Origin of the sequence: Stutzerimonas kunmingensis (genome assembly GCF_032106285.1) — a bacterium.
Taxonomy (GTDB): domain Bacteria; phylum Pseudomonadota; class Gammaproteobacteria; order Pseudomonadales; family Pseudomonadaceae; genus Stutzerimonas; species Stutzerimonas kunmingensis_B.
Genome location: NZ_DAMCPO010000010.1, coordinates 68,641 through 94,784 on the forward strand (window position 1 = coordinate 68,641; position 26,144 = coordinate 94,784).

23 protein-coding genes and 1 pseudogene are annotated in these 26,144 nt (G+C 66.2%); 15 read left to right on the top strand and 9 right to left on the bottom strand.

Annotated elements, in window-relative coordinates; all coding sequences use genetic code 11:
* Position 1: 1 nt before the first annotated feature.
* Together RT582_RS10145 and RT582_RS10150 are read left to right on the top strand one after the other, a co-directional pair.
* Positions 2 to 1,130 (top strand): annotated as a pseudogene (locus tag RT582_RS10145) (GTP-binding protein).
* Positions 1,130 to 1,774, top strand: a complete 645-nt coding sequence (locus RT582_RS10150) for a DUF1826 domain-containing protein (RefSeq protein ID WP_041015984.1) — start codon at positions 1,130 to 1,132, stop codon at positions 1,772 to 1,774. Before RT582_RS10145 ends, RT582_RS10150 begins: the two are co-directional and overlap by 1 nt.
* Positions 1,775 to 1,816: 42 nt before the next feature.
* Here RT582_RS10150 and RT582_RS10155 read toward each other — a convergent pair whose 3' ends face one another.
* The gene (locus RT582_RS10155) at positions 1,817 to 2,146 is read right to left on the bottom strand and encodes a four-helix bundle copper-binding protein (protein ID WP_023447147.1); all 330 of its coding nucleotides are present in this window, start codon (positions 2,144 to 2,146) and stop codon (positions 1,817 to 1,819) included.
* 211 nt (positions 2,147 to 2,357) lie between these two features.
* Here RT582_RS10155 and RT582_RS10160 point away from each other — a divergent pair, with 211 nt between their 5' ends.
* From RT582_RS10160 to RT582_RS10170, 3 genes are all read left to right on the top strand, one after another.
* The gene (locus RT582_RS10160) at positions 2,358 to 2,945 is read left to right on the top strand and encodes an IMPACT family protein (protein WP_041016077.1); all 588 of its coding nucleotides are present in this window, start codon (positions 2,358 to 2,360) and stop codon (positions 2,943 to 2,945) included.
* Positions 2,946 to 3,405: 460 nt separating this feature from the next.
* Entirely contained in the window at positions 3,406 to 4,356 is a 951-nt protein-coding gene (locus RT582_RS10165) for an adenosine deaminase (RefSeq protein WP_313477301.1), read from the top strand.
* 100 nt (positions 4,357 to 4,456) lie between these two features.
* Entirely contained in the window at positions 4,457 to 4,621 is a 165-nt protein-coding gene (locus RT582_RS10170) for a hypothetical protein (protein WP_185745704.1), read from the top strand.
* A gap of 3 nt (positions 4,622 to 4,624) precedes the next feature.
* On the opposite strand, the gene RT582_RS10175 is transcribed toward RT582_RS10170, so the two are convergent.
* Entirely contained in the window at positions 4,625 to 5,797 is a 1,173-nt protein-coding gene (locus tag RT582_RS10175; protein WP_313477302.1) for a Bcr/CflA family multidrug efflux MFS transporter, read from the bottom strand.
* 204 nt (positions 5,798 to 6,001) lie between these two features.
* Here RT582_RS10175 and RT582_RS10180 point away from each other — a divergent pair, with 204 nt between their 5' ends.
* Positions 6,002 to 6,649 (top strand): TetR family transcriptional regulator, encoded by a 648-nt coding sequence (locus RT582_RS10180; protein WP_023447151.1) that lies wholly within the window; start codon positions 6,002 to 6,004, stop codon positions 6,647 to 6,649.
* Between the two features lie 4 nt (positions 6,650 to 6,653).
* Here the strand turns inward: RT582_RS10180 and RT582_RS10185 are convergent, their stop codons facing one another.
* Positions 6,654 to 6,845, bottom strand: a complete 192-nt coding sequence (locus RT582_RS10185; RefSeq protein ID WP_014819090.1) for a heavy-metal-associated domain-containing protein — start codon at positions 6,843 to 6,845, stop codon at positions 6,654 to 6,656.
* A 148-nt stretch (positions 6,846 to 6,993) separates the two neighbouring features.
* On the opposite strand from RT582_RS10185, the gene RT582_RS10190 reads away from it, so the two are divergent.
* The 3 genes from RT582_RS10190 (at position 6,994) to RT582_RS10200 (ending at position 11,922) form a co-directional block, all read left to right on the top strand.
* On the top strand, positions 6,994 to 9,372 hold the full coding sequence (locus RT582_RS10190) for a heavy metal translocating P-type ATPase (protein ID WP_313477303.1): 2,379 nt from the start codon (positions 6,994 to 6,996) through the stop codon (positions 9,370 to 9,372).
* Between the two features lie 13 nt (positions 9,373 to 9,385).
* Entirely contained in the window at positions 9,386 to 9,829 is a 444-nt protein-coding gene (gene cueR / locus RT582_RS10195) for a Cu(I)-responsive transcriptional regulator (protein ID WP_014819088.1), read from the top strand.
* A 170-nt stretch (positions 9,830 to 9,999) separates the two neighbouring features.
* Positions 10,000 to 11,922: a methyl-accepting chemotaxis protein gene (locus RT582_RS10200; RefSeq protein WP_313477304.1), complete on the top strand. Its 1,923-nt coding sequence runs from the start codon at positions 10,000 to 10,002 to the stop codon at positions 11,920 to 11,922.
* 42 nt (positions 11,923 to 11,964) lie between these two features.
* Here RT582_RS10200 and bfr read toward each other — a convergent pair whose 3' ends face one another.
* A complete protein-coding gene (gene bfr / locus RT582_RS10205; protein ID WP_014819086.1) occupies positions 11,965 to 12,432 on the bottom strand; it encodes a bacterioferritin in 468 nt (155 codons plus the stop codon).
* 246 nt (positions 12,433 to 12,678) lie between these two features.
* Between bfr and RT582_RS10210 the strand changes: the two genes are divergently transcribed.
* Genes RT582_RS10210 through RT582_RS10220 form a run of 3 tightly spaced genes read left to right on the top strand, consistent with a single transcriptional unit; the run spans position 12,679 to position 18,285 of the window.
* Positions 12,679 to 13,758 (top strand): efflux RND transporter periplasmic adaptor subunit, encoded by a 1,080-nt coding sequence (locus RT582_RS10210; protein ID WP_313477305.1) that lies wholly within the window; start codon positions 12,679 to 12,681, stop codon positions 13,756 to 13,758.
* A 4-nt stretch (positions 13,759 to 13,762) separates the two neighbouring features.
* Complete coding sequence (locus RT582_RS10215) at positions 13,763 to 16,807, top strand: efflux RND transporter permease subunit (RefSeq protein ID WP_104099039.1); 3,045 nt, start codon at positions 13,763 to 13,765, stop codon at positions 16,805 to 16,807.
* On the top strand, positions 16,804 to 18,285 hold the full coding sequence (locus RT582_RS10220) for an efflux transporter outer membrane subunit (protein ID WP_313477306.1): 1,482 nt from the start codon (positions 16,804 to 16,806) through the stop codon (positions 18,283 to 18,285). The genes RT582_RS10215 and RT582_RS10220 overlap by 4 nt, the downstream gene beginning before the upstream one ends.
* Before the next feature lie 89 nt (positions 18,286 to 18,374).
* Here RT582_RS10220 and RT582_RS10225 read toward each other — a convergent pair whose 3' ends face one another.
* A complete protein-coding gene (locus RT582_RS10225) occupies positions 18,375 to 19,265 on the bottom strand; it encodes a PA4780 family RIO1-like protein kinase (RefSeq protein WP_014819082.1) in 891 nt (296 codons plus the stop codon).
* 157 nt (positions 19,266 to 19,422) lie between these two features.
* Between RT582_RS10225 and ada the strand changes: the two genes are divergently transcribed.
* The 3 genes from ada to RT582_RS10240 are packed head-to-tail and all read left to right on the top strand — an operon-like array spanning position 19,423 to position 21,595.
* A complete protein-coding gene (ada, locus tag RT582_RS10230; protein ID WP_313477323.1) occupies positions 19,423 to 20,463 on the top strand; it encodes a bifunctional DNA-binding transcriptional regulator/O6-methylguanine-DNA methyltransferase Ada in 1,041 nt (346 codons plus the stop codon).
* 52 nt (positions 20,464 to 20,515) lie between these two features.
* Positions 20,516 to 20,758: a hypothetical protein gene (locus RT582_RS10235; RefSeq protein ID WP_014819080.1), complete on the top strand. Its 243-nt coding sequence runs from the start codon at positions 20,516 to 20,518 to the stop codon at positions 20,756 to 20,758.
* Positions 20,759 to 20,809: 51 nt separating this feature from the next.
* Entirely contained in the window at positions 20,810 to 21,595 is a 786-nt protein-coding gene (locus RT582_RS10240) for a TatD family hydrolase (RefSeq protein ID WP_125896871.1), read from the top strand.
* A gap of 12 nt (positions 21,596 to 21,607) precedes the next feature.
* On the opposite strand, the gene RT582_RS10245 is transcribed toward RT582_RS10240, so the two are convergent.
* From RT582_RS10245 to nfi, 4 genes are all read right to left on the bottom strand, one after another.
* On the bottom strand, positions 21,608 to 23,638 hold the full coding sequence (locus tag RT582_RS10245) for a methyl-accepting chemotaxis protein (RefSeq protein WP_228208193.1): 2,031 nt from the start codon (positions 23,636 to 23,638) through the stop codon (positions 21,608 to 21,610).
* 265 nt (positions 23,639 to 23,903) lie between these two features.
* Positions 23,904 to 24,758: a regulatory signaling modulator protein AmpE gene (ampE, locus tag RT582_RS10250; protein WP_313477324.1), complete on the bottom strand. Its 855-nt coding sequence runs from the start codon at positions 24,756 to 24,758 to the stop codon at positions 23,904 to 23,906.
* On the bottom strand, positions 24,755 to 25,306 hold the full coding sequence (gene ampD, locus RT582_RS10255; RefSeq protein ID WP_014819076.1) for a 1,6-anhydro-N-acetylmuramyl-L-alanine amidase AmpD: 552 nt from the start codon (positions 25,304 to 25,306) through the stop codon (positions 24,755 to 24,757). The genes ampE and ampD overlap by 4 nt, the downstream gene beginning before the upstream one ends.
* A 102-nt stretch (positions 25,307 to 25,408) precedes the next feature.
* Positions 25,409 to 26,137, bottom strand: coding sequence for a deoxyribonuclease V (gene nfi / locus RT582_RS10260; RefSeq protein ID WP_313477307.1), 729 nt, complete (start codon positions 26,135 to 26,137; stop codon positions 25,409 to 25,411).
* Between the last annotated feature and the right edge of the window lie 7 nt (positions 26,138 to 26,144).

Here is a 26,144-nt window from a genome sequence, read left to right on the forward strand (position 1 = left end):
CATGAACCGCCTCCCCGTTACCGTCCTGTCCGGCTTCCTCGGTGCCGGCAAGAGCACCTTGCTCAACCACATCCTGAAGAATCGCGAAGGCCGCCGCGTCGCGGTGATCGTCAACGACATGAGCGAGATCAACATCGACGGCAACGAGGTGCAGCGCGGCGTCAGCCTCAATCGCGCCGAGGAAAAGCTGGTGGAGATGAGCAACGGCTGCATCTGCTGCACCCTGCGCGAAGACCTGCTCGAGGAAGTCGGCAAGCTCGCCCGTGAGGGCCGCTTCGACTACCTGTTGATCGAGTCCACCGGGATTTCCGAACCGCTGCCAGTGGCCGAAACCTTCACCTTCCGCGACGAGCAGGGCCAGAGCCTGGCCGATCTGGCTCGGCTGGACACCATGGTCACGGTGGTCGACGGGGTTAATTTCCTCCGCGACTTCCAGGAGGCCGAGAGCCTCGCCAATCGCGGCGAAACCCTTGGCGAGGACGACGAGCGCTCGGTCACCGAGTTGAGAGCTGACCGCCATTCTCGGTCGCCTCAACACCCACGCCGAGATCCTGCCGATGAGCATGGGCCAGGTGCCGCTCGCAAGCATCCTCGACACCGGTCGCTTCGACTTCGAACGCGCCGCCCAGGCGCCGGGCTGGCTCAAGGAAATGCGCGGCGAGCATGTGCCGGAAACCGAAGAATATGGCATCGCCTCGACCGCCTACCTGGCGCGCCGGCCGTTCCACCCGCAACGCTTCTACAACTTCCTCAACCGCGAGTGGAGCAACGGCCGCCTGCTGCGCTCCAAAGGCTTTTTCTGGCTGGCCACCCGACCAGAGGAAGCAGGCAGCTGGTCCCAGGCCGGTGGGCTGATGCGCTACGACTATGCCGGCCGCTGGTGGCACTTCACCCCTGAATCGGCCTGGCCGAGCGACAGCGAAAGCCGCACGGCAATCCTGGCCAAATCCCGTGGCGAGTTCGGCGATTGCCGCCAGGAGCTGGTCTTCATCGGGCAGAACATCAACTTCGACCAGCTGCGCCGCGAACTCGACGCCTGCCTGCTGAACGACAGCGAGTGGGCCGTGGGCGTCACCGGCTGGCTGCGCCTGCCGGACCCGTTCGGCCCCTGGCACGAGCAGGTCGCCTGATGCAGGCGCAGCAGATCATCCGCCCACAGCCGCGCCAGTTGCTGGGCGGCTCCCCGGCAGTACTCGGCGAAGCGCTGAACGATGGCGTCAACCTCAGCGTATGGCAGCGCCGGCTGCCGCTGCATATTGCCGGGTTCGCCGAGACACTCCTGGCACTGGGCGAGCCGCTGGCGGAATCGCTGACCCTCGAACCGACCGGCGACGGTGAGCTGCAGCTGCCAACCCTGGCGGCGGCCTATCGGGACATTGCCGGCCATGCCGGTTTCGTCGCCGACGTGGCCTGGCTGGTGCGGGCGTTCAGCTGCCTGGTCGACGCGCGGCGTATCGGCCTGCGCCTGCGCGTGCTGGACAAACCCATGTGCCCGCGCTTTCACGTCGATCACGTACCGCTGCGGCTGATCACCACCTACGCCGGCGCAGGTAGCGAATGGCTTCAGGAGGGCGGCATGCCGCGTCGGCGCCTGGGCGATCCGACAGCCGAACCGACTGATCCGGCTGCCATCCAGCAGCTCGGGGTCGGCGACGTGGCGTTGTTCAAGGGGGAGAAATGGCTGGGTAACGAAGGCGCCGGGATCATTCATCGCTCGCCGCAGGCGACAACGGCTGAGCGCCGTCTGATCCTGACGCTGGACTGGCTGAGCTGAAGCAAAAGGGCCGCAGCTGCGGCCCTCCGAATCGGCGACCGATCAGGCTGCCATCTTTTCGCACTCTTCAGCGCACTTGCGACAGGCCTCGGCGCAGGCCTGGCAATGGTCGTGCTTGTGCTTGCCGCACTCCTCGGCGCAATCGCGACAGACCTGCGCGCAGAGCTTGCAGAAGGCTTTGGCATAGGCACTGTCGCGGGTCATCAGCACTGCTGCGATCGCACACATGTCGGCGCAGTCACGATCGAGTTCGATGCAGCGCGCCATCATCTTCACGTCGTCCTCGCGCAAGCAGGATGCCGCGCAGGTCTCGCAGACCAGTGCGCAATTGGAACAGGCCTGGATACATGACTGGTAACTGGAATTGAGCATGGAATGTCCTCCATCCGATGTGCCAGCGAAATGCGGTACGGCGGGGCCTCTCCAGGCCATGCGCGCAACCGCGCCCTACTAGATAGGGGTTGGACGGTCTGGCGAAGTTCAATCCGTTCGCCGGATGGCCTCGTGCAGGACGACGCAGCGCAGCCGCGGCGGCGCCGCTACAATGGCCGCCCCGCAAACCATCACCGACGCCGTAACTGCCATGCCCTTCACCCTGTCCGCGCCCTGCGAATTGCTGGAAGTCATCAGCAAAAGCCGCTTCCTGGCCAAGGCCGCACCGGTGCAAAGCCCGGAGGAAGCGCAGGCGTTCGTCCAGGCGGTCAGCGATCCCACGGCGACCCACAGCTGCTGGGCGTGGAAGATCGGCAACCAGTACCGTTTCAGCGACGACGGCGAGCCCGGCGGCACGGCCGGTCGGCCGATGCTCACCGCCATCGAAGGGCAGGACTTCGACCGGGTCGCGGTGGTGGTGATCCGCTGGTTCGGCGGCATCAAGCTCGGCACTGGCGGCCTGGCCCGTGCCTATGGCGGCACCACGGCGAAGTGCCTGCAGGCCGGCGAACGCAGCGAGCTGGTGTCGCGCTCGCGCTGTCGCTGTCATTGCCGCTTCGCCGAGCTGGCGCTGTTCAAGGCACGCCTGGCGGAATTCGAGGCGCTGCTGGAAGCCGAACATTTCGATGCCGAAGGCGCGACCCTGGAGATTGCCCTTCCCGCCGCTCAGCTGCAGCCGCTGGAGAGATTGCTCGCTGATATCACCCGCGGGCGCAGTCAGCTGGAAGCCATGGACTAGACGCGTCGTTGCCCACAAATACTGTGGACGCAATTGTGGATAACAATTGTATGGCCGCCTGGAAAGCGCTCCCGGCGGGCGCCCGGGAAAACTGCACAATTTTTGATCAATCAGCCGTGCGCGCCCCAACGGGGTGCGTTAAGCGCTTGAATTACTGTGTTTTTTGACTGATCAGTCGGCTACTGACGTTTTGCTATCAATCGCGTTCTGCCAGCTCGAGGTTATGCCCGAATTGAGTGGAGAACTTTGTGGATAACATTGGGAACAACCTCGCCAGCGCCCGTCAGAACTGGGCTGCAGACCGCTGGTCAATTAATCGCCAAATCGCGCTAACCGCAATGAATCAGTCATTCGGCTGTCATCCAGAATTGCTAGGCGGGACAAACTGGGTCAGCTGGCATATCAGTTGCTCCAACCCACCGATAGAATGCCCGCACACCCGAAAGACGAGAATTTCGCGATGCACGACTGGCTCAATAATCTGCCCAAGGCCGAACTCCACCTGCACCTGGAGGGCTCGCTGGAACCCGAACTGATGTTCCGCCTGGCCGAGCGCAACAAGATCGCCCTGCCCTGGAACGACGTGGAGGCACTGCGCAGCGCCTACAACTTCGGCAACCTGCAGGAATTCCTCGACCTCTACTATGCCGGCGCCGACGTGCTGCGCACCGAGCAGGATTTCTACGACCTGACTTGGGCCTACCTGCAGAAGTGCGAAGAGCAGAACGTGGTGCATACCGAGCCCTTCTTCGACCCGCAGACCCACACCGACCGCGGCGTGCCGTTCGAGGCCGCGCTCAACGGCATCAGCGCGGCGCTGGCCGACGGCCGTGAGCTGCTGGGCATCAGCAGCGGGCTGATCCTCAGCTTCCTGCGCCACCTGCCGGAAGAGGAAGCCTTCAGGACGCTGGGACAGGCGCTGCCCTATCGCAACGCTTTCTTCGCCGTCGGCCTCGACAGCTCCGAAGTCGGCCACCCGCCGAGCAAGTTCCAGCGCGTGTTCGACAAGGCGCGTGCCGAAGGCTTCCTCACCGTTGCCCATGCCGGCGAGGAAGGCCCGCCCGAGTACATCTGGCAGGCACTGGATCTGCTCAAGGTCAGCCGTATCGACCACGGCGTGCGTGCGGCCGAAGATCCGAAGCTGATCGCCCGGCTGATCGAGGAGCAGATTCCGCTGACCGTCTGCCCGCTGTCCAACACCAAGCTCAAGGTGTTCGAAGACATGCGTCAGCACAACATCCTCGACCTGCTGGAGCAGGGCGTGAAGGTCACGGTGAATTCCGATGACCCGGCCTACTTCAGCGGCTATGTGACGGAGAACTTCGTCGCGCTGCACGAAAGCCTGGGCATGACCGAGGAACAGGCCCGCCGCCTGGCGCAAAACAGTCTGGACGCACGGCTGGCCTATTGAGCCATTCGTCGGCGCCCGGCCGACCTGCGACACCATGGCTCGCCGCGCGAGCCATGGCTGCGCCTAGACTGTGCCGCGTCTACTTCACGAGGAGATCGCCATGCACATTCTCGTCCGTCCCCTGACGCCCTACCCCGACAGCGCCTGGCAGGTGAGCCTCGACCGGCAGAAAGTCACCTTTCGCAGCGAAGCCGAAGCGCGCGCCTTCGTCGAAACCCTGCACCGTCGCCTGCAGGCGCCGCATCCCCTGCCACTCAGCGCCTGACAGTCATTCCGTACTGGCGCGCGCCGTGGTGTAGGCGACGATCGTTGCCAGCAGGCCGCACAGGCTGATGATCGCCGCCAAGGGCACTGCAGTGCCGTTGTGCAAAGCCCCCACCGCGGAAGCGGCGATGGCGGCAATGGTGAACTGCATGCTGCCGAGCAAGGCCGAGGCGCTGCCGGCATTGGCGCGCTGGTCGGCCATGGCGCAGGCCGTGGCGTTCGGCAGCAGGCAACCGAGGCAGGACACGCAGCAGAACAGCGGAATCAGCAACGGCCAGAGCGATTCGGGCTGTGCGGCCGCCACTGCCAACAACGCCAGCGCACTGCCGAAGAAGAACCACACCCAGCGCCGCACCCAGAACTCCGGCCCGCGCCAGCGCACCAGCCGCACGTTGACCTGCGCCATCAGGATGAAACCCGCCGCATTGACGCCGAACAGCCAGCCGAAATGCTCGGGTTTGACGCCATACAGTTCGATGAAGACGAACGGCGAGCCGGTGATGTAGGCGAACATGCCGGCCATGCACAGCGCACCGGTCAGCACGTGGCCGATGAAGAAGCGATCACGGAACAGCCGCAGATACTGCCCGAGCGCACCGGACATCGGCTGACGCGACAGCCCGGCCGGATAGGTTTCCGGCAGCCACAGCGTGACCGCCACCAGGCACATCGCGCTGAACAGCGTCAGCAGGATGAAGATCGACGGCCAGCCGAACGACGCCAGCAACGCACCGCCCGCCACCGGTGCGAGGATAGGCGCCAGGCCCATCACCAGCATCAGCTGCGAGAACACCTTGGCGCTGGTCATCGGGTCGCACAGGTCACGCACCACGGCACGCGCTACCACCATGCCGGCACAGCCACCGAGCGCCTGGACGAAACGCACGCCGATCAGCCAGTCCATGGACGGCGCAAAGGCGCTGGCCAGCGATGCCAGGGTGAACAGCGTCACACCGACCAGCAGCGGCCCGCGCCGCCCATAGCGATCGGCCAACGGCCCGTAGACCAGCTGACCGATGGCCAGGCCGACGAAATAGGCCGCCAGCGAAAGCTGCACGTGATCGACACTGGTGCCGAACGACTCCGCCAGCAAGGGGAACGCCGGCAGGTACATGTCGATCGCCAGGGGACCGAACGCGCTGAGCGCGCCCAGTATGAGAAGAATCCGCAGGGACATCAGAGGCTCGCAAGCTGGAAAGAAGACGTGGCCGGGTGAGTTGTTGGTACCTCGACCGTGCCCGGGAATTTGCACCGGCGTGCAAGATGCTGTTACATACACCGCCGATTGTAAACATGCATCACGACGAGATGCGCCGTTACACTGGCCGCCCTCCATCGCTGCTGGACGCCCGAAGCAGCCGTCATCTGCCTGAATCTGCCCATGCGCCGAACCAAAGAAGAAGCCGAAAAAACTCGTATCGCCATCCTCGCGTCTGCCGAGCGGCTGTTTCTGGACAAGGGGGTGGCCCACACCAGCCTCGACCAGATCGCCCGTGACGCCGGTGTGACGCGCGGCGCGGTGTACTGGCATTTTCAGAACAAGGCGCACCTGTTCCACGAAATGCTCAACCAGATTCGCCTGCCACCGGAGCAGATGACCGAGCGCCTGTGCAGCTGCGATCAGCAGCAGCCGCTACAGGCACTGATCGCCCTGCGCAACCTGACGGTCGAGGCTATCAGCACCCTGGCCAGCAACGAGCAGAAGCGCCGGATCTTCACCATCCTGCTGCACAAGTGCGAATTCACCGATGAACTGCGTGAAGCCGAGGAACGTCACCACGCCTTCATCAACCAGTTCATCGATCTGTGCGAAAACCTGCTGCGCAACGCCTCGACCTGCCTGCGCCCCGGCGTCACGCCGCGGCTCGCCGCGCTGTCGCTGCACGCCCTGGTGGTCGGACTGTTCACCGACTGGACGCGCGACACCGAACTGTTCGCGCCAGAGGTCGATACCAGGGCGCTGATCGACCCGCTGTTCCGCGGCCTGGTCCGCGACTGGCCGGACGATCCCGACCAGCCTGCCGCGTGAGCGATCAGCTCACCTGGTAGCCCTCTTCGCTGATCGCCTGGCGAATCGCCTGCTCGCTGGCGCTGCTCTGGACCTGCACCGTTCCGGCCGCCAGGTCCACCTGCACCTGCGCCTGCGGGTCCAGCGCCTGGATGGCCTGGGTTACCGCACGCTCGCAATGGCTGCAGGTCATTCCGCTCACGTTGAATACTTGCATCGTCGCTCTCCTCGTCTGCTGAAGGCGCCGATTCTCGACCTTGCCACCCGGGCAAGGTCAAGACACCTGCTGTCTCAGATCATGGTGTTGACCTTGCCATAGGGTTAAGGTCGATCCTGCAGCCATCGCAATCCGAGGAGTCACTGCCATGTCCAGCGCCACCCATACGCTGCCCGTCAGCGGTATGACCTGCGCCAGCTGCGCCGGCCGCGTCGAACGGGCCCTGCTCAAGGTGCCGGGCGTCGCCGCGGCCAACGTCAACCTGGCCAACGAACAGGTGCGTATCGAAGGCGATGACCTGGGTGTGGCGACGCTGATCGAGGCCGTGGAAAAGGCCGGCTACGGCGTACCGCTGCAGAGCATCGAGCTGAACATCGAGGGCATGACCTGCGCCAGCTGCGTCGGCCGGGTCGAACGCGCCCTGCTCAAGGTGCCAGGCGTGCGCAGCGCCGCGGTGAACCTGGCCAGCGAGCGCGCGCATGTCGAGGTGATCGGCACGCCGGACCCCGCCGCGCTGATCCAGGCGGTCGAGGCCGCCGGCTACAAGGCGAGCGCCGGCGACCAGCAGCGCCCCGAACAGGATGCCGCGCGACGCCTGCAGCGTGAACGCTGGGCGGTGATCGCCGCCCTGTTGCTGGCCGCACCGCTGGTGCTGCCGATGTTCGGCGAACTGTTCGGGCAGCACTGGATGCTGCCAGCGTGGCTCCAGTTCCTGCTCGCCACCCCAGTGCAGTTCATCCTCGGCGCACGCTTCTACGTGGCCGGCTGGAAGGCGGTGCGTGCTGGCGCCGGCAACATGGACCTGCTGGTCGCCATCGGCACCAGCGCCGGTTATGGCCTGAGCCTCTATCAATGGTGGGCGACGCCGGCCGGGCAGATGCCGCACCTGTATTTCGAGGCCTCAGCGGTGGTGATCGCCCTGGTGCTGCTGGGCAAATACCTGGAAAGCCGCGCCAAGCGCCAGACCAGCGCCGCCATTCGTGCGCTCGAAGCCTTGCGCCCAGACCGCGCGACACGGGTAGTCGACGGCCGCGAGGAAGACGTCGCCATCGCCGCGCTGCGCCTGGACGACCTGGTGATGGTCAAGCCAGGCGAGCGTTTCCCGGTGGACGGTGAAGTGGTCGAGGGCGAAAGCCAGGCCGACGAAGCGCTGATCAGTGGCGAGAGCCTGCCAGTGAACAAGGCGCCAGGCGACCGCATCACCGGCGGCGCGATCAATGGCGAGGGCAGGCTGCTGGTGCGCACTACTGCGCTCGGTGGCGAGACCGTGCTGGCGCGGATCATCCGCCTGGTGGAAGACGCCCAGGCAGCCAAGGCGCCGATCCAGAAGCTGGTGGACAAGGTCAGTCAGGTGTTCGTCCCGGCGGTACTGGTGATCGCCGTGTTCACCCTGATCGGCTGGCTGCTCACTGGCGCGCCGGTCGAGGTCGCGCTGATCAACGCCGTGGCCGTGCTGGTCATCGCCTGCCCCTGCGCCCTGGGTCTGGCCACGCCGGCGGCGATCATGGCCGGCACCGGCGTGGCTGCGCGCCACGGCATCCTGATCAAGGACGCGGAGGCGCTGGAAGTCGCCCATGCGGTCACGGCCGTGGCCTTCGACAAGACCGGCACGCTCACCTCGGGCAAGCCGCAGATCATCCACCTGCATGCCGTGGACGGCGACGAAGCGCGGATACTGCGCCTGGCCGGCGCCCTGCAGCGGGGCAGCGAACACCCACTGGCGCGCGCCGTGCTGGAGCGCTGCGAAGCCGACGGCATCGCCGTGCCGGATGTACAGAAGAGCCAGGCCCTGAGCGGCCGCGGCATCGCCGGAACGCTGGATGGTCAGCAGCTGGCGCTGGGCAACCGGCGCATGCTCGGCGAGTACGGCCTGCAGCCGGGCGAGCTGCTGGAAACCGCCCAGCGCTGGGAAGCCGAGGGTCGCACCCTCTCCTGGCTGGTGGAGCATGCGCCCGAGCCGCGTATCCTCGGCCTGTTCGCTTTTGGTGACAGCCTCAAGGACGGCGCCGCAGCAGCGATTGCCGGGCTCGCGGCGCGGCATATCCGCAGCCACCTGATCACCGGCGACAACCGTGGCAGCGCGCGGGTGGTGGCCGAAGCGCTGCACATCGATGACGTGCATGCCGAGGTGCTGCCAGCGGACAAGGCCGCCACCGTGGCGGAGCTGAAGAAAGGCGGCGCGGTGGTGGCGATGGTCGGCGACGGCATCAACGATGCCCCGGCCCTGGCCGCAGCGGATGTCGGCATCGCCATGGGTGGCGGTACCGATGTGGCCATGCACGCCGCCGGCATCACCCTGATGCGCGGCGATCCACGGCTGGTACCGGCGGCGCTGGAAATCAGCCGGCGCACCTACCGCAAGATCCAGCAGAACCTGTTCTGGGCCTTCATCTACAACCTGGTGGGCATTCCGCTCGCCGCCTTCGGCTTTCTCAGCCCGGTGGTGGCTGGCGCGGCGATGGCCCTGTCGAGCGTCAGCGTGGTGAGCAACGCCCTGCTGCTGCGTTCCTGGAAGCCGGAAGAATGATCGGGAGCACGCCATGAACATTGGTCAGGCAGCCAAGCACAGTGGCCTCACGGCGAAGATGATCCGCTACTACGAATCCATCGGCCTGCTCACGCCGGCCGGGCGTGGCGCCAATGGCTATCGCCACTACAACGAGCGCGACCTGCATCAGCTGGCTTTCATCCGCCGCGCCCGTGACCTGGGTTTCTCGCTGGAGGAGGTCGGCAAGCTGCTGGCGCTGTGGCAGGACCGTCAGCGCGCCAGCGCCGACGTGAAAGCCCTGGCCGGCGCGCACATCGACGAGCTGAACCGCAAGATCGCCGAGCTGGTCGGCCTGCGCGACACCCTGCAGGAGCTGGTCGACCACTGCCAGGGCGATGATCGCCCGGACTGCCCGATCCTGCAGGGCATCGAAAGCGGCTGCTGCAGCGCCCCGTCATCCCGCCCCTCCCCAATCACTGCGCCTGGCAAAGGCTGATGCCAACGCGGTCCGCCCCGGCCCGCGCCCCCTGCTCCAGCGTTCGCTGCGACCATTCCTCGATTTACATTCAAGTTCGTATGCTCGCGGCCGAAAGAGGGCCCGAAGACACCCGCGGGCCGCCGGCAAGGCACCCGCTCGGATCGAACTATTCATCTGATTGGAGTGACATGAACAACTGGTTTGCAAACATCGGCGTCAGCAGGAAGCTCGCACTGGGCTTCGGTGCCGTGCTGATCTTGACCCTCATCCTCGCCTGGAACGGCTGGGGCAGCCTCGGCAGTGTCATCCAGCGCAGCGGCTGGATGACCGAAATCTCATTGCTGAACAAGACGCTGACCGACCTGCGTATCGCCCGCCTGCAATTCATGCTGGCCAATGGTGACAACGAATCTACCGAGCGTCTGGACAAGAACCTGTCCATCTACCTCGCCCAGCAGACCAAGCTGCTGGAGACCTTCAAGAACCCGGTCAACGTCGCCCAGCTCAAGGAGCAGGCCGGCTACAACGCGCAGTATCAGAATTCGCTGAACGACATGCGCAAGGCCTATGCCCAGGCCAACGCCTCGCGGCAGATCATCGACCAGGCCGCAGGCCGTCTGAGCGAGCTGATGGCTGGCGTGAACCGTCAGGTGCTGCAGCTCTCGGACTATGACGAGGGCCGTTTCGCACAATTCCAGGCGATCACCCAGATCGAAGACGACGTGCAGCGTGCGCAGTACCTGCTGCGCGTCTACATGAGCAGCCCGGGTGCCGAGGCGGCGAAGGCGATCTACGCCCAGCTCGACGCCGCGCAGGCCACCCTCGGCCGTCATGCCGGCGCACTGGACGCCGACAGCGGCGCGGCGCTGCAGCAGATGCGCACGGTGCTCGGCGAGTACCGCAGCGCCATCGAGGCGCTGGAGAAGGCCACCCAGGCAATCGCCAAGGCGCGCCAGGAGATGACCGACCAGCAGAAGGAAATCGTCCGTATCAGCGACTCGCTCTACCAGTTCCAGCTCGACCAGCTCGACGTGGAAAGCGCCGCAGCACGCACGCGCCTGATCGTCAGCGCGCTGCTGGCCCTGGTGCTGGGAATGCTGGCCGCCTGGCTGATCACCCGGCAGATCATCCTGCCGCTGCGTGCCACCCTGGCTGACGTCGAGCGCATCGCCTCCGGCGACCTCAGCGCCACCGCACAGGTTCAGCGCCGCGACGAGCTGGGCGTGCTGCAGCGCGGCATCCAGCAGATGGGCTCGACCCTGCGCGAGCTGATCGGCGGCATCCGCGATGGTGTCAGCCAGATCAGCGCCGCCGCCGAGGAGCTCTCGGCCGTCACCCAGCAGACCAGCGCCGGCGTGAACAGCCAGAAGGAAGAAACCGATCAGGTCGCCACCGCCATGCACGAGATGTCGGCGACCGTTCAGGAAGTCGCGCGCAATGCCGAACAGGCCGCGCTGGCCGCCACCGAGGCGGACGGCGAAGCCCGGGAAGGCGATCGCGTGGTCACCGAGGTGGTCACCCAGATCGAACGCATGGCCAGCGCCGTGGTGCGCTCCACCGAGGCGATGACCGCGCTGCAGGAAGAGAGCGACAAGATCGGCAGCGTGATGAACGTGATTCAGGCGGTGGCCGAGCAGACCAACCTGCTGGCGCTCAACGCCGCCATCGAAGCCGCCCGTGCCGGCGAGGCCGGACGCGGATTCGCCGTGGTCGCCGACGAGGTCCGCGGCCTGGCGCAGCGTACGCAGAAGTCCACTGAGGAAATCGAAGGGCTGGTCGCCGCGCTACAGAACGGCACCCAGCAGGTTGCCTCGATCATGCACACCAGCCGCGACCTGACCGACAGCGGCGTCGAGCTGGCGCGCCGGGCCGGCGCGTCGCTGGGCAGCATCACCCGCACCGTGTCGAACATCCAGGCGATGAACCAGCAGATCGCCGCGGCCGCCGAGGAGCAGAGCGCGGTGGCCGAGGAGATCAGCCGCAGCGTGGTGAACGTGCGCGATGTGTCGGAACAGACCGCCGCCGCCAGCGAGGAAACCGCGGCGTCGAGCACCGAGCTGGCCCGTCTGGGCGGTCAGTTGCAGTCGATGGTGAGCCGCTTCCGGCTCTGACGGAACCTCGCGAGGCAGGCCCTGCCTCGCGGGGTGGAAGGCTCAGCTGGCCTGGGATTGTAGGTAATTCTGCAGACCGATGCGGTCGATCAGGCCGAGCTGCTGCTCCAGCCAGTAGGCGTGGTCTTCCTCGGTGTCGTGCAGCTGCAGCGCCAGCATGTCGCGGGTCGGGTAGTCGCCGTGCTGTTCGGCCAGCGCGATGCCCTGGGCCAGTGCGGCGCGCACCTTGTACTCCAGCGCCAGGTCGTTGCGCAGCATGTCCGGCACGGTGTGCCCCGGATTGATCGGCTCCGGCGTCATGTCCGGGGTGCCTTCGAGAAAGAGGATGCGCTGCAACAGTGCATCGGCGTGCTGCGTCTCCTCCTCCATCTCGTGATTGATGCGCTCGTAGAGCTTGCTGAAGCCCCAGTCGGCGTACATCCGCGAATGCAGGAAATACTGATCGCGCGCCGCCAGTTCGCCGCGCAGCAGCTCCTTCAGATAGTCGATTACCGGTGCCTGGCCTTGCATTGCGTATTCCCCATGAGTGATGCGCCTTCAACAGCGGGCAAGCATCCCCGCTGAGTTCACGACGGTCAAGCGCTGCAGAGCCGCAGCAGCGCACCCTTGAGTGTGGCAGAGCCTCGGCAGAAGTCGACCGCCCGGTCACCTCACTTCTACGAACATCGCCAGCGAACTCCTGCGCAGACGCGGGACTCTACTGTCAGTCCCAACGGGTGCCCGCACGCCCGCAACGCCGATCAGATAGGAGCCACGATGACGTCAACGCGAGCATTCCCAGCGTCCCGTGCCTGGTTGAGGATCATCGTCTGTGCGCTGCCGCTGCTCGGTGGTTGTTCCTCGGAGGCCGAGCCGGCACCCGAGCCGCCACGGGTGGCCCTGGTCGAGCCGTTGCAGGCGGCCGCACCGAAAGCCGAGGCGCTGCGCTTCTCCGGCGTGGTGCAGAGCGTGACCTCCACGCAGCTGTCATTCGAGGTGGCCGGGCGTATCGAGCGCATCCTGGTCGACGAAGGCACGCGGGTGCGCCGCGGGCAAGCGCTGGCACAGCTGGATCGCACCGACTATCGCCTGCAGATGCGCGAAGCCGAGGCACGCCTGCGTCAACTGGAAGCGGATCTGGCGCGCAAGCGCACCCTCCTCGCCGAGGGCATTCTCGCCCCCGCCGCCATCGAAGCGCTGCAAGCCAACACCGTGGCGGCACGGGTGGCGCGCGACAGCGCCCAGCGCGACCTCGACCACAGCACGCTGAACGCGCCGTTCGATGGCGTGGTGGCGCGCCGCCTGGCCGAGCCGGACATGGTGGTCGCGGTAGGCACGCCGGTATTCGAGATGCAGGACAACCGCCATATCGAAGTCAGCATTGATCTGCCGGAAACCGCCGCCTTGAGCATTCCGCTCGGCGCCGGTCTGCAGGCCGAAGGCGAGCTGGTGATCGCCGATGTGCGCCTGCCGCTGCGCTACAAGGAGCACAGCACGCAGCCGCGTGAAGGCGCGCGCACCTACCGCCTGGTGCTGCAGGGCGAGCCGCCGGAGGATTACAACCTGCTGCCGGGCATGGCCATGCGCGTCAGCATCGAACGTCCGGCGCAGCCGCAGACGACCCATGACGCCTTTCGCCTGCCGTTGTCGGCGCTGCAGACCGGCAGCGACGGCCAGCATTTCATCTGGCAGGCGGACGATGGCCGCGCGCGGCGGCTGGCCGTGGACCTGCAGCAGGTTGAAGGCGATCAGGCACTGATCCGTGGCGAGGGCCTGCAGGCGCAGCTGCCGATCATCGTCGCTGGCGGCAGCAAGCTGCACGAAGACCAACCGATCGAAGCGAAGGAGCGGAACTGAGCCGATGGATTTCGCCCGCTACGCCATCACCCGCCCGGTCAACATCTGGATTCTGATACTGATCTGCCTGCTCGGCGGCACCCTCGCCTTCTTCGAGATCGGCCGCCTGGAAGACCCGGAATTCACCATCAAGCAGGCCATCGTCAACGTGCAGTATCCCGGCGCCACGGCGCTGGAGGTCGAACAGCAGGTGACCGAACCGCTGGAAAGCGCGATCCAGCAGATGTCGCAGATCAAGGAGCTCCGCTCACGCTCGATGCCGGGCATCGCCGAGATTCGCGTGGAGATGCAGGACCGCTACGACGGCGATGCGCTACCGCAGATCTGGGACGAGCTGCGCAACAAGATCAACGATGCCCAGGGCGACCTGCCGCCGGGGATCGAACCGCCGCAGGTCAACGATGATTTCGGCGACGTCTACGGCATCTTCTACGCGCTGACCGGCGATGGCCTGACGCTAAAGGAGCTCCACGAAACGACCAAGGATCTGCGCCGCGCGCTGGTGGCCGCCGACGGCGTCGGCAAGGTCGAGATCGCCGGCGTGCAGGAAGAGCGCATCCTCGTGGAAGTCGACCAGGCGCAGCTGGCCGCGATGGGCATCGCCCCCGACGAGATCGCGGCGGCGCTGGCCGATACCGATGCCGCGGTAGATGCCGGCGGCGTGCATGCCGGCGAGTACTTCGTGCGCCTGCGCCCGAGCGGCGCCTTCGATTCGCTCGAAGAGCTGCGCGCATTGCCGGTCGGCCAGGGCGCGCAGCGGGTCGAGCTGGGCGCCATCGCCAAGCTGTCGCGCGACTACGCCGAGCGGCCGCGGCAGATCATCCGCCACAACGGCCAGGCGGCACTAACCCTGGGCGTCAGCGGGGTCTCCGGAGCGAATATCGTCGAGGTCGGACACAGCGTCGAAGCGGCGTTGCAGGCCATCGAACACCGCATGCCACTGGGCGCCGAACTGCATCCGCTGTACGAGCAGCACCAGATCGTCGATGAGTCGGTGAACAGCTTCGCGCTCAACGTGTTCCTCTCGGTGGCCATCGTGGTCGGCGTGCTGTGCATCGCCATGGGTCTGCGCGCCGGCGTCATCATTGGCGCGGTGCTGTTTCTCACCGTGCTCGGCACGCTGCTGGTGATGTGGCTGGCGGGCATCGAGTTGGAGCGAATTTCCCTCGGCGCACTGATCATCGCCATGGGCATGCTGGTCGACAATGCGGTCGTGGTCTGCGACGGCATGCTGGTGCGCCAGCGCCAGGGCAAGAGCATCCTCGAAGCCTCACAGGAAACGCTGCAACAGACGCAGTGGCCGCTGCTCGGCGCCACCATCATCGGCATCCTCGCCTTCGCCGGCATTGGTCTATCCCAGGACACCACCGGCGAGTTCCTCTTCTCGCTGTTCTTCGTCATCGCCGTGTCGCTGCTGCTCAGCTGGCTGCTGGCGTTGCTGCTGGTGCCGCTGTTCGGTCATTACCTGCTGCGCAACGCCAAGACCGACGAGGACCCCGACGCCGCCTACGACGGCCCCTGGTACAACCGCTACCGCCGACTGGCCGGCGGAGTGCTGCATCGGCCCTGGCTGACGGTCGGCGTGCTAGTAGTGCTGACGGTGGTCAGTATGGTGCTGTTCACCCGCTTGCCGCAGAGCTTCTTCCCGCCGTCGAGCACGCCGCTTTTCTACGTCAATCTGTTCCTGCCACAGGGCACGCATATTCGCGAGACCGCAGAGACCGCCTCTGACGTGGAGGCGTATTTGGCGGAGCTGGAGGGGGTAAGCGAGGTGTCCAGCTTCATCGGCGCCGGAGCCTCGCGCTTCATGCTGACCTATATGCCGGAGCAGCCGAATTCGTCGCTGATGCACTTTCTCGTGCGCACCGAGGATGCCGAGCTGATCGCCGGGCTGGTGAGGCAGATCAACCAGCAGCTGCCACAACGCTATCCCTCGGCCGACGTCTCGGCTGCGCAGTTCATGTTCGGCCCCAATGCCGAGGCCAAGCTGGAAGCGCGCATCAGCGGCCCGGACATCGAGGTGCTGCGGGCCATTTCCGCCGAAGGCCGCAAGCGCCTGCAGGATGAGGGCAAGGTTTTCAACGTGCGCGACGACTGGCGCCAGCAGGTACTGGTGCTCCGCCCGCAACTGGCGCTGGATCGCCTCGCCGATGCCGGCCTGACGCGCCAGGCCGTGGCACGTGCCCTGGCCGCCGGCAGCGAAGGCCAACGGGTCAGCCTGCTGCGCGAGCGCGACGAGCTGATCCCGGTATTGCTGCGCGCCGCGCCGGAGGACCGCATCGATAGCGGTGACCTGCTGCAACGCCTGATCTGGAGCCCCGCCGGCACCGGCTACGTGCCACTGGCGCAGGTCGCCGACAGCATCGAGCCGGTCAGCGAGGACAGCATCATCGTGCGCTACGACCGCGAGCGGACGATCTCCATCCGCGCCGACCCGCGCGACGGCGAGAACACCAACGAGGCACACGAGCGCATTCGCCCGCTGATCGAGGGCATCGAGCTGCCGGTCAACTACAGCCTGAAATGGGGCGGCGACTACGAACAGTCTTCCGAGGCCCAGCAGGCGCTGGCCAGCACGCTGGCGGTGCCCTACCTGGCAATGGTGCTGGTCACCGTGCTGCTGTTCGCCAGGGTGCGCCAGCCGCTGATGATCTGGCTGGTGGTGCCCATGGCGATCTGCGGGGTGAGCTTCGGCCTGCTGCTCACCGGTCAGGCGTTCGGCTTCATGGCACTGCTCGGCCTGCTCAGCCTGACCGGCATGCTGATCAAGAACGCCGTGGTGCTGGTGGACGAGATCGACCGGCAGATCGACGACGAGGTGCCGCGCCTGACCGCCATCATCGAAGCCTCGGCGTCGCGCCTGCGACCGGTGATGATGGCCGCCGGCACCACCGTACTGGGCATGGTGCCGCTGCTGTTCGACCCGTTCTTCGCCAACATGGCGGTTACCATCATGGGCGGCCTGGGCTTCGCCACGTTGCTGACGCTGCTGGCGGTGCCGTGCCTGTACCTGCTGTTCATGAAAGTGCGCCCGGAGGAAACTGCATGACTGCCAAGGCCCTGGCCGCCCCGCTGCTACTCGCCCTGGCCCTGAGTGCCTGCTCCAGCGCACCGCAGCATGTCGATCCGCAACTGCCGGAAGGCTGGTTCAGTGCCGCCGGTGCGCATCCGGCCGATGCCGAGTCGCTGGCCGTCTGGTGGCGCCAGTTCGATGACCCGCAGCTCAGCGCGCTGGTCAGCCGCGCCATGCAGCAGAACCACGATGTACGCCTGGCCATGGCGCGCGTCACCGCAGCGCGAGCCCAGCTGCGCCAGTCGCGCGCCGGCCTGCTGCCGAGCTTCGATCTGCCTGGTTCGGCCAGCCGCCAGTGGAACGAGAACGATCAGGAAGCCGAACCCGACAGCCCGCTGGCCGACTTCATCCCCGACGACGACGTGATCAGCTTCGATACCTGGGAGCTGGCGCTGCAGGCGACCTGGGAACTCGACCTGTTCGGCGCCACCCGCGCGCGGCGTGACAGTGCGGCCCAGCAGCTGCGCTCGGCCGAGGCACAGACGATCGCCGCGCGCCTGGCCGTGGCCTCGAACACCGCCCAGGGCTATCTGCAGCTGCGCGCGTTGCAGGGCCAGCGCGCCTTGCTGGTCGAAGGCATCGAAGTGGCGCGCGAACTGGAGCGTATCGCCGGGCTGCTGTTCCACGCCGGCGAAGTGACCCGGCTGGACGTCGAGGCCACATCCGCCGAGCGGGCGTCGCTGGAAGCCGATCTGGACGAGCTGGACATTCATCTGGCCGAAGCGCAGCTGGCGCTTGACACCCTGCTCGCCGAGCCGCCGGGCAGCACCGCTGGACGTCTCGCCGCCAGCGCGCCGGTGCCACTGGCTGAGGAGCGCATCGCCCCGGGCCAGCCCATCGACCTGCTGCGCCGCCGCCCGGATCTTATCGCCGAAGCCGCACGGCTGGACGCCGCCGAGCTGCAATCGCTGGCCGCCCGCCGCGATCTGTTCCCCAAGCTGGCGGTGCAGGCCGCGGTGGGCCGCTCCGGCTTCGCTCTGGGAGACGCGATATCCGGCGCCTCGAACTTCGCCCGGGTCGGCGCGACGTTCGGCCTGCCATTGCTCGACTATCCTCGCCGCGGCGCCGCCATCGACCTCGCCGATGCCGAGGGCGAGACCGCCTATGTCGCCTTCGAACAGGCGCTGGCCCGAGCTCTGGAAGAAGTCGAACGAGGCCTGACGAGAATGGCCGGTCAGCAGCGCAGGCACGCATCCCTCAACCGCACCCGCGAGCACCGTGAACGGACGCATCGGCTGGCGCAGCGCAGCTACGAGCTGGGTGAGGCGAACCTGAGCGAGGTGCTGGACGCCCAGCGCGGTGCGCTACAGGCCCGCCAGCGGGCGCTGGAAGGCCGGAGCGCGCTGGCGACGGCGCAGGTGGCGTTGTATGTGGCGTTGGGGGGTGGGTGGAAGGCGGCGTCCGCGGATACCGCGGACGCTGGGGAAAACTCTACAGAGCAATCGACGCACTGAAGACCTTAACTGGCCGGAGTCTTTGAAGACTCCCCTAGTCGGCAAAAACGCAGAAGCAGCAGTCTCCGGGGTTCGCCAGAGACTGCCGATCAGCCTTTCATCCACGGCGGCTCCGGCGGTTCATCCTTCGGCGCATCGTCTGCACCGCGCAAGGCCTCTCGGCGCTCCTGCTCGGCCAGCGTGGCCTTGATCTCCCGCATTACCGCATCGATATCCGCGGCATCTTCCGGCTCGGCAAATTCCCCGGTCAGCTCGGTCTCGGTGGTCAGCTTGCCCTGCTCGTACAGTGCCCACATCTCCTTGGCGTAGCGGGTGAACTTGAGTTCCGGCGCGAACTGTCCGAAATAGGCCGACATGTTGCCAACATCGCGCTCGAGCATTTCGAACGCATGGTTGTTGCCGGCCGCATCCACGGCCTGCGGCAGGTCGATGATCACCGGGCCGTGCTCGTCGAGCAGCACGTTGAATTCCGACAGATCGCCATGCACCAGCCCCGCGCAGAGCATCTTGACCACTTCGTGGATCATGAACGCATGGAACTCGCGGGCGTCGTCCGGATGCAGGTCGACGTCGTTCAGTCGCGGTGCGGCATCGCCATCTTCGCCGGCGATCATCTCCATCAGCAGCACGCCGTCGAGAAAGTCGTAGGGTTTGGGAACGCGCACGCCGGCATCGGCCAGGCGGAACAGCGCCGCGACCTCAGCGTTCTGCCAGTTGTCTTCCTTCTCCTTGCGCCCGTGCTTGGAGCCCTTGGCCATCGCGCGCGCATCGCGGCTGCTGCGCACCTTACGGCCTTCCTGGTATTTCACGGCCTGGCGGAAGCTGCGCTTGTTGGCTTCCTTGTAGACCTTGGCGCAGCGCAGCTCATCGCCACAGCGCACCACGTATACCGCTGCTTCCTTGCCGCTCATAAGCGGCCGCAGCACCTCGTCGATCAGGCCATCCTCGATCAGCGGTTCGAGTCGTTTAGGCGTTTTCATCAGCGGCTTGCAGGTCCTTCTCGGTCAGGGCGATGCTGCAGGTTACGGCAATCACGGGGCGGCTTCCATGCTCCCCATCGACTTTGAAAGCACGCTTTGGATTGGCGCACGTCCGGCCAGGACCGACAATCGCAGCATCAACCAGGGGAGTCGCGCCATGCTCGACCAGGACCGCTGCTGGCAAGCGCTATGCGAACGCGATGCCGCCTTCGATGGCCGCTTCGTGTTCGCCGTGCGCTCGACCGGTATTTTCTGCCGCCCCAGCTGCCCGGCACGCCGGCCAGCTCGCGAGCGGACGGCGTTCTACACCGATCCAGCGGCAGCCCAGGCCGCCGGTTACCGGCCATGTCGCCGCTGTTCGCCCTGCGGCCCGAGCCCGAGCGAGCAGCTCGATGCACTGGTGATCGCCGCCTGCCGCCTGCTCGACGAAACCGAGACGCCGCTGCCGCTGCAGCAGCTGGCCGCGCGCATCGGGCTGTCGCCGGCCTACCTGTCACGGGCATTCAAGGCGCGCACCGGCATGACCCCGCGGGCGTGGTCGGCGGCGCGCCGCCGCGAACGTCTGGAAACCCACCTGACCGAGGCCGACTCGGTACTCGATGCCGCCCTCGCTGCCGGCTACTCCGGCACGCGGGCCCCTTACGCGGACGCCCAGGCACTGACGCCGGCCCAGCGCCGCCGCAAAGGTGCGGGCGAAACCCTGCGCTACGCCCTGGCGCCCTGCCCACTCGGCCAGCTGCTGGTCGCCAGCAGCGACAACGGCATCTGCGCCCTGCTGTTCGGCGACGACCAGACAGCGCTGGAAGACGAGTTGCGCTCACGCTTTGCCGCGGCACAGTTGCAGCGCGACCAGGAAGGCCTGGGTGAGTGGCTGCAGGCAATCGTCAGCCAACTGGAAGAACCGCAGCGTGCCGCCCAGCTGCCGCTCGATCTGCGCGGCACGGCCTTTCAGCAGCGCGTCTGGCAGGCGTTGCAGCAGATTCCCGCCGGCGAGACGCGGCGCTACGGTGAGCTGGCGGCAACCCTCGGCAGCCACGCCCGTGCGGTCGCCCGCGCCTGCGCCAGCAACCCCGTCGGCCTGCTGGTGCCCTGCCATCGCGTGGTCGGCAGTCATCAGGCGCTGACCGGCTATCGCTGGGGGCTGGAACGCAAGGCGGCGTTGCTTGAGCGCGAAGCAGGAGGAGACTCTGGAGCCTGAGCGGATTTCGGCGGTCGGATACTTCAGTGCCGCCAACCGCAGGAAGCCCGCCATGACCGATCTGAAGCGTTACCGCATCCACTACTGCATCAACGGCGAGCCCGCCTCGCTGCTGATCAGCTCGTTCGAAGTGCCCGGTCTGGAGCAGGCTGAACTGGAAATACTGCTGCATTACGTCCGCGAGCCGCGTGCAGCGGTCGACGCCCCCTGGGAAAACCCGATACGCCCCAGCGAAGACAGCCGGCTTGAAGAGCTGGGCGTCAGCGACATTCAGATCGAAGAGGAAAGCCACTGAAGGCCATGTAGCATTACGCGCCCGCCCACCGCCGACCGTACGGAGCCTGTCGTGCAGCTTATCGACACCCATACCCACCTCGATTTCGAGATGTTCGATGATGACAGAACCCAGGTCATCGCCCGCAGCGCGGCCGCTGGCGTCGAGCGCATCGTGGTACTCGGCGTGCACGAAGCGAATCTGGAGCGGGTCTGGCAGCTAGCCTGCGAGCAGCCAGCGGTTCATGCCGCGCTGGGCCTTCACCCGGTGTTCATCGCCGAGCACCGGGACGAGCACCTGGGCAAGCTGCGCGACTGGCTGGAGCAGCTACGCGGTGAGCCTAAACTCTGCGCCATCGGCGAGATCGGCCTGGACTATTACGTCGAGGACCCGGACATCGAGCGCCAGCACGAACTGCTCGAAGCGCAGCTGGCGCTGGCTGCTGAGTTCGAGCTGCCGGTACTGCTGCACGTACGCCGCGCCCACGCACCGATGATCGCCATGCTCAAACGCTACAAGCTGCAGCGCGCCGGCATCGTGCACGCCTTCAGTGGCAGCTGGGAGGAAGCTCAGGAATACCTGCGCCTCGGCTTCAGGCTCGGCCTCGGGGGTGCCGGTACCTGGCCACAGGCGCTGCGCATGCAGCGGGTGCTCAAGCAACTGCCGCTGGAGGCCATCGTGCTGGAAACCGACTCGCCGGATATCCCGCCAGCCGGCCACGCCGGCGAGCGCAACAGCCCGGAACTGCTGCCGGAGATCTGCCGGATGCTGGCCGACCTCAAAGGCGTCAGCGCCGAAGAGCTGGCCGCCGCCAGCTATCGCAACAGCTGTGAACTGTTCGGCTGGCCGCAGCCCTGATCATCGCCGCGGTCAGACCCGGAACGCGCCGATCAGCTGCTGCAGGCGTCCCACCAGCTGCGACAGCTCACGACTCGCCTGCTCGGTATGCCCGGCACCCTCGGCGGTACGCTGGCCGGCCTCATTAATGGCGACGATATTGCGATCGATATCGTGCGCCACGGCTGTCTGCTGCTCGGCCGCGGCGGCAATCTGCTGGTTCTGATCGACGATCAGTCCCACCGCGCCAAGGATGTTTTCCAGCGCCTGCTCGACCCGCCCCGACTGGCCAACGGTGTCTTCGGCCAGCGTATGGCTGGCATGCATGGTTTTCACCGCTGCGCCGACACCGTTGTGCAGGCGAGCGATCATCTGCTCGATTTCCGCGGTGGACTTCTGTGTCCGCTGCGCCAGCCCGCGCACCTCGTCTGCGACCACCGCGAAGCCACGGCCCTGCTCGCCCGCACGCGCGGCCTCGATGGCCGCATTGAGGGCCAGCAGGTTGGTCTGTTCGGCGATGGTCTTGATCACGTCCAGCACCTGGCTGATCGCCTTGCTGTCGTCGGCCAACTGGTTGATCACCTGCACCGACTGCTCGATCTCGCCGGCCAGCCGCTGGATACCGCCGACCTGCGCTACCACCAGCTCGCGCCCGCTGACGGTTTCCTCGTTGACGCTCTGTGCGCTGCCCACTGCTGCCTCGGCACTGCTGGCGACCTCCTGGGCGGTGGCGGACATCTCGTTCATCGCCGTGGCGACCTGTTCGATCTGCCCACGCTGCTCGGATACCGTCTGATTGCTCTCGCCGGAGACGCTTTCGACCCGCTGTGCCTGGCGCTCGACTTCGGCGACGGTCTGCCCGACTCGCTCGATCAGCTCGCGGATCTGCGCCACGGTGGTATTGAACACCTGGCCCAGCTCGCCAAGCTCATCTCGGCTCTGTACCTGATAGCGCGCGGTCATGTCACCGGCGGCGACCTTGTCCATGATCCTGCCGAGACTGTGCAGCGAGGCGCGCGTCGAGGCGTAGAAGCCTGCGTACAGATACGCCACCAGGCACAGCACCACCGCCAGTGCCGAAAGCAGCAGGGTCATGAGCAGGCGCTTCTGCTCCAGCCGCTCGGCAAGCTCCACCTCGAGGAAACCGAGAATGGCGTCGTTCAGCTCGTAGGTCTTGGCCATCTGCGCGCTGATGCGCTCGTAGAACTGCTCCCAAGGCAGGTCCAGCGCCTCGGCCATGATCACCTCGTCCTGCAGGATTTCGCTGCTCGCCTGCAGGGACTCACGGCTGGCGGTGGCGAAGGCGTCGAGCCGGGTACGCGCGGCCTGGCTTGCGCCTAGGGCATCCTGCAACTGTGCGGCGTACTGCGCCTGCTGCTTTTCCAGTTCCAGCACGAGGCTGTCCAGCGTATTGCTGGCATCGGAGTTCAGGTAGCCCTGGCCGAACGTGTAGGAGCCCACCGCGCGCCCCTCGCCGAGCGATGCGCTGATGGCCGGGGTTACCGTGGTCAGCAGCTCGGCCAACAGACGGACCTCACGCTCGAGATCCTGGCTGAGGCCGGACTGGCCGGCGACGAGCTTGATCATCACCTGCGACTGGCCCAGCAGGGACTCGGCCATGGCTGCCTTGGACTGCAACGATTGCTCGGCCTGGGCGGCGTTCAGCCCGGTCACCAGTTCGTCGCGACGGCTATTGAATTCAGCCACCTGCTCAGGCGCATCGCCAACGGGGGCAAGAGCCTGCAGCTGCGCTGTCAGGGCGCTTTCGACGCGGTTCAAGCGAGTCTGCAGCGCCTCGACATTGCCGGTCTGGCCGATGATCGATTCGATATGCACGAGGTCTTTCCAGTCCTCCATGCTGCGCCGCACCTGCAAGGTCGAGCCAAGCAGCTCGAGACTCTGCAGCTCGTTGCGGGTACCGACATATGCCCGGTACGAGTCGCGAACCAGGTAGTAGTTGCTCAGCAGCATGGGAACGAAAAACAGGACGCTGACCAGGCTGAACTTCATACCGAAGCTCAGGCGGTTCATGAACGCAATCGCGGGATACAACAGACTATTCACACGACGTCTCCCAATTTTATTGGTATTGGCTTGCACGCAATTGCAGCGCGCAGCAGGGCTCGTCAGAGAGTGGCATCTGCCCGGGTTATACGGGATATCGGTAGGCGTTTTTGTAACTTAAGGTAATGGCCAAATGATGGCTCTTCGACTGGCATCAACCAGACGCTCGGCGAGGCGTCTGGCCTGCGGGTTACAGCGATTCGGCCGTGGAATCCCATACAGAGGCGTTATGGACGTCCATTAGCGGCGCCGCTGGCCAAGAGCCTCAGGCGAGGATCGTCCAGACTGCGATCACCGCATACCAGAACACCCGTGTACGTACGAGCAATGCCGCGATCCCGTCGAGCCTCGCGATGCCCGCCTCGCCGTCGACCGCGGGCGGCAGATCGGCGGCCAACGGACCGGCATCGGCCAACAGCCGCCGGGCTGGCACATCCCAGCTCAGCAACTCGTGCAGCAGCGCCCGGTTGACCGCGACGAAGTTGCCGACCAGCGCAAAACTGCCGAGCAACACCCGCACCGGCAACCAGTCGAAGGCATGCCGCAGCTGCTCGGCCCGCTCGCGCAACCCTTCGAGCTCGGTGTGCTCGGCGCACAGCGCCAGCAGCCGGTACGCCAGCGCCGCCATCGGCCCGAGCAGCAGGTACCAGAAGATCACCGCAAAAAAACCCTCGTAGCTGCGCCACAGCAGCCAGGACTGCACCGCTGCCAACAGGCTCGGCGGGTCCTGGGTCTGCAGGCCGGCGTCACGTTCGGCGGCCAGCGCGGCGGCCTCCTCATCTCCACGGCGCCAGGCGTCGCGGAACGCACCGACTTCAGCCTTGGCATGGCCGCGGCCGAGGCTGTAGAGCAGCACCAGCAGATGCACAGGCAGGCTCAGCCACCCGTAGGCCAGCGGCTCCAGTGCCAGCAGCACCAGGCCGAGCAGCAGCACCGGGAGCAACACCAGCAACAGCAGCGCCAGCCAGGGCGTCTGTCGCAGACGCGGGCTGGCCTCCGCCTGGCGCAGGCGCGTCAGCCAGGGGCTGTCGTATTGCAGCCGCGGCCGCCAATCAGAGAACTTCTCCACCAGCAGCACGAGCAGGATCACCAGAAACTCATCGCCCTTTCCTTTCGTCAGCAGGTAATGGAAGCCGCACGCAGCCGCTGCCAGTCGAATGCCGGGCCGGGATCGGTCTTGCGCCCCGGCGCGATATCGCTGTGGCCGCAAACCCGCTCGGGGGTAATCGCTGGAAACGCGCCCTGCAGTACCCGGCACAATCCGATCAGCGCCTGGTATTGCGCCTCACTGAAGGGTTGGTCGTCGGTCCCCTCCAGCTCGATGCCGATGGAGAAATCGTTGCAGCCCTCGCGACCGTCGAAGCAGGACACGCCGGCGTGCCAGGCACGATCCAGACAGGAGACGAACTGAGTGATCGCGCCATCACGCTCGATGAGAAAATGCGCCGACACCTGCAGCTCGGCGATCTCCTCGAAAAACGGGTGCTCATGGCACTGCAGACAATTCTGGAAGAACTGCTGAACCTTGCCGGTGCCGAACTGCCCCGGCGGCAGGCTGATGTTGTGGATCACCAGCAGGGAAATCTCGCCGGCCGGCCGCTGGTTGAAGTTCGGTGACGGGCAGTGGCGAACGCCCTGACACCAACCGGTAGCGCAATCCAGAATCATGGTAGGGTCCGAGCTGACAACAGGCCCGCAGGCTAGCGCCTGCGAGACGCCAGCTGCAAGCGTCGCCACGGGCGCGGGCAATCCCGGTTACAACTGCTTTAACTACTCGGCCGCTCCAGACAAACGCCGCGCGGCGGCCTTTTCTTCCCGCCGCGACGCCAGCCGGTCGGCCAGCCGGGTCGGCTCCGGCAGGCGATAGCGCGTGACATAACGCATCACCAGCTGCGGTGCGGTGACGATGCTGACCCGGTTACCCGGGGAAATGATCAGCGGCCGCACCTTGTCCTTGCTGCGCAGCACGCAGCCGATCACTTCGCCGGTCTTCCTGTCGCGCAACTCGACCTGTGCACCACGCGCCAGATCCAGCTCGTCGTGCGCCCCGGTGAGCAGCTTCTTTGCCACGCCGATGGTGGGCAGGCCGGTCACCACGCCCAGGTGAGCAGCAATGCCCAGGCGGCGCGGGTGGGCGATGCCGTGGCCGTCGGAAAAGATCAGGTCGGGGACGGCCGGCAGTTCGCCGAGCGCCTGCAGCACCGCGGGTAGCTCACGGAACGAAAGCAGGCCCGGAATGTAGGGCATGTTCGTCGGAATTCGCGCCAGGCTGCTGCCGACCAGCTCCAGGGTATCGGCATCCAGCAGCACTGCCGCGGCGCGGGTGATAGTGCCGCCATCCTCGAAACCGACATCCACCCCGGCGATCAATCGCAACGGTGGGAAGTCATCCTGCAAGCTCACCTGCGCCGCCAGGCTCTGCTGCATCGCACGCGCCGCGGCCGGGCTGCCGTCCCAATCGCCAAAAGGGGCTGTCGGATACTGACTGCTTTCACTCATCTCTTCG

Bases quoted from the DNA above. Each gene is read 5' to 3' on its own strand.
- RT582_RS10150 (WP_041015984.1), top strand. From the start codon at position 1,130: ATGCAGGCGCAGCAGATCATCCGCCCACAGCCGCGCCAGTTGCTGGGC.
- RT582_RS10155 (WP_023447147.1), bottom strand. From the start codon at position 2,146: ATGCTCAATTCCAGTTACCAGTCATGTATCCAGGCCTGTTCCAATTGC.
- RT582_RS10160 (WP_041016077.1), top strand. From the start codon at position 2,358: ATGCCCTTCACCCTGTCCGCGCCCTGCGAATTGCTGGAAGTCATCAGC.
- RT582_RS10165 (WP_313477301.1), top strand. From the start codon at position 3,406: ATGCACGACTGGCTCAATAATCTGCCCAAGGCCGAACTCCACCTGCAC.
- RT582_RS10170 (WP_185745704.1), top strand. From the start codon at position 4,457: ATGCACATTCTCGTCCGTCCCCTGACGCCCTACCCCGACAGCGCCTGG.
- RT582_RS10175 (WP_313477302.1), bottom strand. From the start codon at position 5,797: ATGTCCCTGCGGATTCTTCTCATACTGGGCGCGCTCAGCGCGTTCGGT.
- RT582_RS10180 (WP_023447151.1), top strand. From the start codon at position 6,002: ATGCGCCGAACCAAAGAAGAAGCCGAAAAAACTCGTATCGCCATCCTC.
- RT582_RS10185 (WP_014819090.1), bottom strand. From the start codon at position 6,845: ATGCAAGTATTCAACGTGAGCGGAATGACCTGCAGCCATTGCGAGCGT.
- RT582_RS10190 (WP_313477303.1), top strand. From the start codon at position 6,994: ATGTCCAGCGCCACCCATACGCTGCCCGTCAGCGGTATGACCTGCGCC.
- cueR (WP_014819088.1), top strand. From the start codon at position 9,386: ATGAACATTGGTCAGGCAGCCAAGCACAGTGGCCTCACGGCGAAGATG.
- RT582_RS10200 (WP_313477304.1), top strand. From the start codon at position 10,000: ATGAACAACTGGTTTGCAAACATCGGCGTCAGCAGGAAGCTCGCACTG.
- bfr (WP_014819086.1), bottom strand. From the start codon at position 12,432: ATGCAAGGCCAGGCACCGGTAATCGACTATCTGAAGGAGCTGCTGCGC.
- RT582_RS10210 (WP_313477305.1), top strand. From the start codon at position 12,679: ATGACGTCAACGCGAGCATTCCCAGCGTCCCGTGCCTGGTTGAGGATC.
- RT582_RS10215 (WP_104099039.1), top strand. From the start codon at position 13,763: ATGGATTTCGCCCGCTACGCCATCACCCGCCCGGTCAACATCTGGATT.
- RT582_RS10220 (WP_313477306.1), top strand. From the start codon at position 16,804: ATGACTGCCAAGGCCCTGGCCGCCCCGCTGCTACTCGCCCTGGCCCTG.
- RT582_RS10225 (WP_014819082.1), bottom strand. From the start codon at position 19,265: ATGAAAACGCCTAAACGACTCGAACCGCTGATCGAGGATGGCCTGATC.
- ada (WP_313477323.1), top strand. From the start codon at position 19,423: ATGCTCGACCAGGACCGCTGCTGGCAAGCGCTATGCGAACGCGATGCC.
- RT582_RS10235 (WP_014819080.1), top strand. From the start codon at position 20,516: ATGACCGATCTGAAGCGTTACCGCATCCACTACTGCATCAACGGCGAG.
- ampD (WP_014819076.1), bottom strand. From the start codon at position 25,306: ATGATTCTGGATTGCGCTACCGGTTGGTGTCAGGGCGTTCGCCACTGC.
- nfi (WP_313477307.1), bottom strand. From the start codon at position 26,137: ATGAGTGAAAGCAGTCAGTATCCGACAGCCCCTTTTGGCGATTGGGAC.